The sequence below is a fragment of the Spirillospora sp. NPDC046719 genome (assembly GCF_040645715.1).
Classification (GTDB): domain Bacteria; phylum Actinomycetota; class Actinomycetes; order Streptosporangiales; family Streptosporangiaceae; genus Spirillospora.
The window spans coordinates 1-7,405 of the sequence record NZ_JBEYYT010000216.1; the positions used below are offsets into that span (position 1 = coordinate 1).

General features: G+C 70.6%; 5 protein-coding genes. 2 read left to right on the forward strand and 3 right to left on the reverse strand.

Going from position 1 to position 7,405, the window contains the following annotated elements; all coding sequences use genetic code 11:
- Positions 1-162 precede the first annotated feature (162 nt).
- The 3 genes from ABZ914_RS30335 to ABZ914_RS30345 all read right to left on the reverse strand — a co-directional run bounded on the left by ABZ914_RS30335 (position 163) and on the right by ABZ914_RS30345 (position 4,073).
- Positions 163-1,392 carry an acyl-CoA dehydrogenase family protein gene (locus ABZ914_RS30335; RefSeq protein ID WP_500197374.1) on the reverse strand — a complete coding sequence of 410 codons (1,230 nt, stop codon included), beginning with the start codon at positions 1,390-1,392 and terminating at the stop codon, positions 163-165.
- Between the two features lie 124 nt (positions 1,393-1,516).
- Positions 1,517-2,500, reverse strand: a complete 984-nt coding sequence (locus ABZ914_RS30340) for a glucosyl-3-phosphoglycerate synthase (RefSeq protein ID WP_500197376.1) — start codon at positions 2,498-2,500, stop codon at positions 1,517-1,519.
- A gap of 136 nt (positions 2,501-2,636) precedes the next feature.
- Positions 2,637-4,073: a helix-turn-helix domain-containing protein gene (locus ABZ914_RS30345; RefSeq protein ID WP_500197377.1), complete on the reverse strand. Its 1,437-nt coding sequence runs from the start codon at positions 4,071-4,073 to the stop codon at positions 2,637-2,639.
- 150 nt (positions 4,074-4,223) lie between these two features.
- Between ABZ914_RS30345 and aceA the strand changes: the two genes are divergently transcribed.
- Positions 4,224-5,507: an isocitrate lyase gene (aceA, locus tag ABZ914_RS30350; protein WP_208268980.1), complete on the forward strand. Its 1,284-nt coding sequence runs from the start codon at positions 4,224-4,226 to the stop codon at positions 5,505-5,507.
- A gap of 279 nt (positions 5,508-5,786) precedes the next feature.
- Complete coding sequence (locus ABZ914_RS30355) at positions 5,787-7,295, forward strand: M1 family metallopeptidase (RefSeq protein ID WP_500197379.1); 1,509 nt, start codon at positions 5,787-5,789, stop codon at positions 7,293-7,295.
- Positions 7,296-7,405: the final 110 nt, after the last annotated feature.

The following is a 7,405-nucleotide window of genomic DNA, read 5'->3' on the forward strand; positions in this document are numbered from 1 at the left end:
TGCCGGAGGCGCGGCTGCTGGAGCTGCTCGACGACCCGGACGCGGCCGGGAGCGCGGCGCGCAACCCCGGCCTGCCCGTGCCGGCGATGAAGCGGATCCTGTACGACGCCGCGATCCTCTAGCGGCGCCGCGATCCCTGGACCGCGCCGCCCGCGAGGTCCGCTAGCGGACCGGCAGGCCGGTGACGGTGCGGCCGATGACCAGCCGCTGGATCTCGCTGGTGCCCTCGAAGATCGTGAAGATCTTGGAGTCGCGGTGCATCCGCTCGACCGGGTACTCGCGGGTGTAGCCGTTGCCGCCGAGGATCTGGATCGCCTCCTCGGTGACGTACACCGACATCTCGCTGGCGATGAGCTTGGCCATCGAGCCCTCGGCGTTCTCGAAGTCCTTGCCGTTGCGCGCCATCCAGGCGGCCCGCCACACCATCAGGCGGGCGGCGTCCAGGCGGGTCTTCATGTCGGCCAGCTTGAAGGCGATGGCCTGGAAGTCGCCGATCTTCTTGCCGAACTGCTCGCGCTCCTGCGCGTACTGCAGCGCGTAGTCGTAGGCGGCCCGGCCGACGCCGAGGGCCATCGCGCCGACGGACGGCCGGGTGGTCTCGAACGTCTTCAGCGCGGCCTGGCCCTTGGAGCTCTTGCCCTCGCGGGTCCGGGCGATGCGCTCGTCGAACTTCTCCTTGCCGCCGACGATGTGGTGGCTCGGGACGCGCACGTCGTCGAGGACGACCTCGGCGGTGTGGGAGGCGCGGATGCCGTGCTTCTTGAACTTCTGCCCCTGCCGGAGACCGGGGGTGTTCGGCGGGATGATGAAGCTGGCCTGGCCGCGGCTGCCGAGCTCGGGGTACACCGAGGCGACGACGACGTGGACGTCGGCGATGCCGCCGTTGGTCGCCCAGGTCTTGGTGCCGTTCAGCACCCACTCGTCCTTGGCCTCGTCGAAGACGGCGCGGGTCCGGATGGAGCCCACGTCGCTGCCCGCGTCGGGCTCGGAGGCGCAGAACGCGCCGAGCTTGACGTCGTCGGTGGTGCCGAACATCTGCGGCACCCACTCGGTGACCTGCTCGGGGGTGCCGACGGCGGCCACGGACGCGGCGGCGAGGCCGGTGCCGACGATCGACAGCGCGATGCCGGCGTCGCCCCAGAACAGCTCCTCGAACGCCACCGGGATGCCGAGGCCGGTCGGCTCCAGCCACTGGGTGGCGAAGAAGTCCAGCGAGTAGATCCCGACCTTGGACGCCTCCTGGATGAGCGGCCAGGGGGTCTCCTCCCGCTCGTCCCACTCCTCGGCGGCCGGGCGGATGACGTCCTTGGCGAACTCGTGCACCCAGTCCCTGACCTCGCGCACGTCCTCGCTGAGCTCCAGCGAGAACGGCGTGGACTCCGCGCTCGTCATGATTATTGACCCTTTCTCCAATATCGCCTGTTACCAACGGTAGCAGCATCGAGTGCTACCGCGGGTAACAGGTGGCCGGAGTCACAGCCGGAGAAAGGGGCGCGGAGGCGAGGGCGGCGGCGGGTCAGCCGCGGCCGGGAGAGAAGGAGCGCGCGGCGGCGTAGCCGGGCACCTCGATCATCGGCGGGCGCTCCCCCACGGCGACGTCGCTGGTCCGGGCGTCGTGCCCGGCGGCGGACCGGCGGAACTGGGTCAGCGCGGTCGCGGGCGCGCCCAGCGGGATCATCCGGCCGTGCCGCTCCAGCCGCGACCAGGCGGTCAGCATGATCTGGCCGGACATCGCGCCGAGCGCCTCGGTGGACTGGTGCCCGTGCACCCGGCGCCCGAGGTCGACCTGGGCGATCGCGTCCAGCCCGGCGTCCTGGTAGATGTCCAGCAGCAGGCCGAGCTCCACGCCGTAGCCGGTCACGAACGGCAGCCGCTCCAGCAGCGCGCGGCGGCCCGCGTACTCGCCGCCGAGCGGCTGCATCACCCCGGCCAGCAGCGGCCAGTGCATGTTGATCAGCGGGCGGGCGACCAGCTCGGTGACCCGTCCGCCGCCGCCCTCGACGCGCCGCTCCCCCTCCATCAGCGGGCGGTCGTAGCAGCCCTTCACGTAGCCGACGGACGGGTCGGTCAGCAGCGGGCCGAGCAGCCCGGTGACGTAGGACGAGGTGAAGCCGCGCAGGTCGGCGTCCACGAACACGATCAGGTCGCCGGTGGTGGCGGCGAGGGACTTCCACAGCGCCTCGCCCTTGCCGGACATGCGCCCCTCGCCGGGCAGCACCTCGTCCTGCGCGACGACCTCCGCGCCCGCCGCGGCGGCCACGGCGGCGGTCCGGTCGGTGGAGCGGGAGTCCACCACGACGATCTCGTCGACCAGCGGGACCCGCTCCATCAGGTCGGTGCGGACGGCGGCGACGATCGCGCCGACGGTCGCCTCCTCGTCGCGCGCGGGCAGCACGACGCTGATCCCGGTGCCGCCCTTGGCGTCCAGCAGGACGTGCGCCGGCCAGTCCTCGGCCGTGCTCGTACGGCGCCGCAACCACGAAGCGACCTCTGGCAGCACGCGCTCCCCCTCCCGTGCGGACGGTCCCGTGACCGGCTCTCACCTTGAGTGAACACCGGATACGTCCAGATCATTCACCGTCCGCGCGGCGAACGGGCAGCCGACCCGAAGAGTTGACACCGGCGCAACACACCCGTCATTCGGCGGCGTGCTTGTCCAGGAACTCGTAGACGTCGGCGTCGTCCACGCCGGGGAAGGCCCCGGGCGGCAGCACCGACAGCACGTGCGAGTGCGCGCGGGCCGAGGGCCAGGCCATGCCCTCCCACCGTTCGGCCAGCTCCTTGGGCGGGCGCTGGCAGCAGTCCCCGTCCGGGCAGGCCGACTTGACCCGGCGGGTGGTCTCCCGGCCGCGGAACCAGCGCGAGTCCTCGAACCGGACGCCGAGCGTGATCGCGAAGTCGCGCTCGTGGCTCGGGTCGATGTGCGACAGGCACCAGTAGGTCCCGTGGGGGGTGTCGGTGTACTGGTAGTAGACGGAGAAGCGGTCCTCCGCGCCGAACACGTGCCGGCCGGCCCACTCGCGGCACATCCGCTGGCCCTCGATCGCGCCGTCCTCGTCCTGCGGGAACGCCAGGCCGTCGTTGGCGTACGCCTTGTAGATCGTGCCGTTCTCGTCGTTCTTGGTGAAGTGCAGCTGCAGACCGAGATGGTGGGTCGCGACGTTGGTGAAGCGGTGCGCGGCCATCTCGTAGGACACCGAGAACACGTCGGCGAGGTCCTCCACCGACAGCTCGCGCGCGGCCTTGGCCTCCTGCAGGAACGGCACGACGCTGCGCTCGGGCATCAGGATCGCGGCGCCGAAGTAGTTGGCCTCGACGCGCTGGCGCAGGAAGTCGGCGAAGTCGCGGGGCTGGTCGTGGTCGAGCGCGATGTGCCCGAGCGTCTGCAGCAGGATCGTCCGGGGCGTGTGCATGCCGAGCTGCTCGCGCTCCAGGTAGATCCGCCGGTTGCGCAGGTCGGTGACGGACCGGACGGAGCGCGGCAGGTCCTGGACGTACTGCAGGCTGAAGCCGAAGTGACCGACCAGGGTCATCAGCATGCCCTGGGAGACCGCGCCGCCCCGGTAGCCGACGGCGTCGAGGGTCTGCGCGGCGACCCTCTCGATGTCGGGGAAGTGGTTGCCGCGCTCGTGCATCTGGCGGCGCAGCTCGGCGTTGGCCTTGCGCGCCTCCTCGGGGCTGGCGGTCGGCTTGGTGCGGCTGCGCTTCAGCTCCCCGTAGAGGGCGAGGATGTGCTCGATCACCTCGTTCGGCATCCGCTTGCCGACCTTGAGGTGCGACAGCCCGAGGGTGCGGTACAGCGGGTCGCGCTGCGCCTCCTCCAGCTGGATCTCCAGCTGCGCGCGGCGGCTCGGCGGCTGGCGGCGCAGCAGCTCCTCCACCGGGCACTCCAGCGCGGCGGCGAGGGACTGCAGCAGCGACAGCTTGGGCTCGCGCCGGCCGTTCTCCAGCAGCGAGAGCTGGGACGGGGCGCGCCCGACGCGCTCGCCGAGGTCCGACAGCGTCATGCCGCGGCCGCGCCGCAGGTGGCGGAGCCGCTGCCCGAAGGTGACGAGGTCTACATCGCTCGTCAAGTTGAGGGGTTCTTCTGGCCGCAAGGTCGTCACGGCTTCATCGTAGCGGAAATTTCGCAGTTCTTCTGTTACTCACGAGTTCATTAAGGGGTTGAAGTCCGGGCATAGTCATGTCCAAGCACCCAGGGGACGACACGGAAGGGCAAGACGATGAGCGACAGTCGCCTCAAGGGCGCAGCCGAGGAGCTGCAGCGGCAGTGGGAGACCGACGAGCGCTGGAAGGGCGTCGAGCGGACCTACTCCGCCGAGGACGTCGTCCGCATCCGCGGCTCGGTCCAGGAGGAGCACACCCTCGCGCGCCTCGGCGCCGAGCGGCTCTGGAAGCTCCTGCACGAGGAGGACTACGTCCACTCCCTCGGCGCGCTCACCGGGCTCCAGGCCGTCCAGCAGGTGAAGGCCGGGCTCAAGGCCATCTACCTGTCCGGCTGGCAGGTCGCGGCGGACGCCAACCTGGCGGGCCAGACCTACCCGGACCAGAGCATCTACCCGGCGAACTCGGTCCCGGCCGTCGTGCGCCGCATCAACAACGCGCTGCTGCGCGCCGACCAGGTCCAGTGGGCCGAGGGCGAGGGCGACACGCACTTCCTCGCCCCGATCGTGGCCGACGCCGAGGCCGGCTTCGGCGGCGTGCTGAACGCCTTCGAGCTGATGAAGGGCATGATCGCCGCGGGCGCCGCGGGCGTGCACTGGGAGGACCAGCTGGCCTCCGAGAAGAAGTGCGGCCACCTCGGCGGCAAGGTCCTCATCCCGACCTCGCAGCACATCAAGACCCTCAACACCGCCCGCCTCGCGGCGGACATCTCCAACGTGCCGTCCCTGATCATCGCGCGGACCGACGCCGAGGCCGCGACCCTGATCACGACGGACGTGGACGAGCGCGACCGCGAGTTCATCACCGGCGAGCGCACCGCCGAGGGCTTCTACCGCGTCCGCAACGGCATCGAGCCCTGCATCGCCCGCGCCAAGGCCTACGCGCCGTACTCCGACCTCATCTGGATGGAGACCGGCACCCCGGACCTGGAGCAGGCGCGCAAGTTCGCCGAGGCGGTCAAGGCCGAGTACCCGGACCAGATGCTGGCCTACAACTGCTCGCCGTCCTTCAACTGGAAGGCGCACCTGGACGACGCGACCATCGCCAAGTTCCAGCGCGAGCTCGGCCACATGGGCTTCAAGTTCCAGTTCATCACGCTGGCCGGCTTCCACGCCCTCAACTACGGCATGTTCGACCTGGCGCACGGCTACGCCCGCGAGGGCATGACGGCCTACGTCGAGCTGCAGGAGCGCGAGTTCGCGGCGGCCGAGAAGGGCTTCACCGCGGTCAAGCACCAGCGCGAGGCCGGCACCGGCTACTTCGACATGGTGAGCACCGCGATCGCGCCGGACTCGTCCACCACGGCGCTGAAGGGCTCCACCGAGGAGGGCCAGTTCCACTGAGCCGGTCCCGACCAGTGAGCTGATCCAGACCTGTCGCCCCAGGTCTGATCCCCAGCAGAAGGCCCCCGCGTCCCTACACCCGCGGGGGCCTTCTGATGTCCGCACGAGGTCCGGGGCCAGCGCCGGGACGAGGCCGGGACGGGGCCGGGACCGGGCCGGGGCGGAGGGCCGCCGGCGCCCGGACCAAGATCGGCCAAATGGGGAGGAAGTCTCGACATGTGGCGCTATTGAGGGCATCGTAAGCACGCTTGTGATCACTCAAGGGAGAGGATCCTTCCGATGGCGCAGCGCCACCCCCGCTTCCATCCGTTCCGGGCGACCCCCGGGCGCACGCTCCCGATCGCCGTCGCCGCCCTCTGCGTGGTCGCGCTCGCCCCCTCGGCGTCCGCCGCGCAGCACCGCTACACGCCCGGCGCCGAGGGCGTCGGCGACGCCTACTTCCCGCTCGAGGGCAACGGCGGCTACGACGCGCAGAACTACTCCCTGGACCTCACCTACGACCCCGACTACGACCAGCTCGACGGCGTCGTCACCATGACGGCGCGCGCGACCCAGGACCTGTCGAGCTTCGACCTGGACCTGTCCGGCATGGACGTCCAGCGCGTCAAGGTCGACCGGAACAAGGCCGACTTCAAGCGGCGCGGCCAGGAACTCGTCATCACGCCGCACAAGGGCCTGCGCAAGGGCAAGACGTTCACCACCGTCATCACCTACGGCGGCGTCCCCCAGACGATCGTGGGCTCCCCGATCGTGTTCGGCTCCCCCTACGGGTTCCTGCACACCCCGGACGGCGCGTTCGTCGGCGACGAGCCCAACGGCGCGTCCACCTGGTTCCCGGTGAACGACCACCCGAGCGACAAGGCCACCTACGACTTCAAGGTCACGGTGCCGAAGGGGCTGACCGTGGTCGCCAACGGGCTGCCCGACGGGCAGCAGAGCGGCAACGCGGCGTTCAGCCGCCGCTCCGCCGCGACCGCCGCCAGCACGTACAAGTGGCGCGAGCGGTACCCGATGGCCAGCTACCTCGCGACCATCGACATCGGCAAGTGGGACGTCAAGCAGGGCGAGTCGCCCGGCGGCGTCGGCAACTACACCGCCGTGGACCCGGTGCTGCTCCAGAACCAGCCGGACGCGGTGAACTTCTTCTTCGACACCACGAGCGAGGCCACCGACCTGTGGTCGTCGCTGTTCGGCAAGTACGCGTTCGAGACGACCGGCGCCATCGCCGACGACGCCCGCTACAACGGCGACCCCCTCGGCTTCTCCCTGGAGACGCAGAGCAAGCCGGTCTACTCCGCCGTCCGCAGCACCTCCACGATCGCGCACGAGCTGGCGCACCAGTGGTTCGGCGACGCGGTGTCCCCGGAGCGCTGGAAGGACGTGTGGCTGAACGAGAGCTTCGCGACCTTCGCCGAGTGGTACTGGGGCGAGAAGCACGGCGGCGCGACCGTCCACGACCGGGCCCGCACCACCTACAACTCGCGGCCCTTCCCGGACCCGGCGGGCCGTCCCTTCTGGTCGGTCGTGACCGCCGACCCGCAGCGCGACACCATGTTCAACCAGCGGGTCTACAGCGGCGGCGGGATGGCGCTGGAGTTCCTCCGCGAGAAGATCGGCGACGACGCGTTCTTCACGCTGCTGCGCACCTGGTACGCCCAGCACAAGTACGGCAACGCCACCACCGAGCAGTTCACCGCCCTGGCCCAGAAGATCTCCGGCCAGGACCTGACGCAGTTCTTCAAGGACTGGCTGTACTCCCCGATCAAGCCGGACCTCCCGCAGGGCTGACCCGCACCCCCTCGCCGACCCGCGGCGTGCCGCCGCTTCCCGGAGCGGCTCCGCCCAACATAGTCCGGGTCGTCGCGGCGCGGGCCCCGCGGGGGACATATACTTTTGCG

Excerpts from the sequence above, each read along its gene's own strand:
- ABZ914_RS30335 (WP_500197374.1), bottom strand. The coding sequence starts at position 1,392 with ATGACGAGCGCGGAGTCCACGCCGTTCTCGCTGGAGCTCAGCGAGGAC.
- aceA (WP_208268980.1), top strand. The coding sequence starts at position 4,224 with ATGAGCGACAGTCGCCTCAAGGGCGCAGCCGAGGAGCTGCAGCGGCAG.
- ABZ914_RS30355 (WP_500197379.1), top strand. The coding sequence starts at position 5,787 with ATGGCGCAGCGCCACCCCCGCTTCCATCCGTTCCGGGCGACCCCCGGG.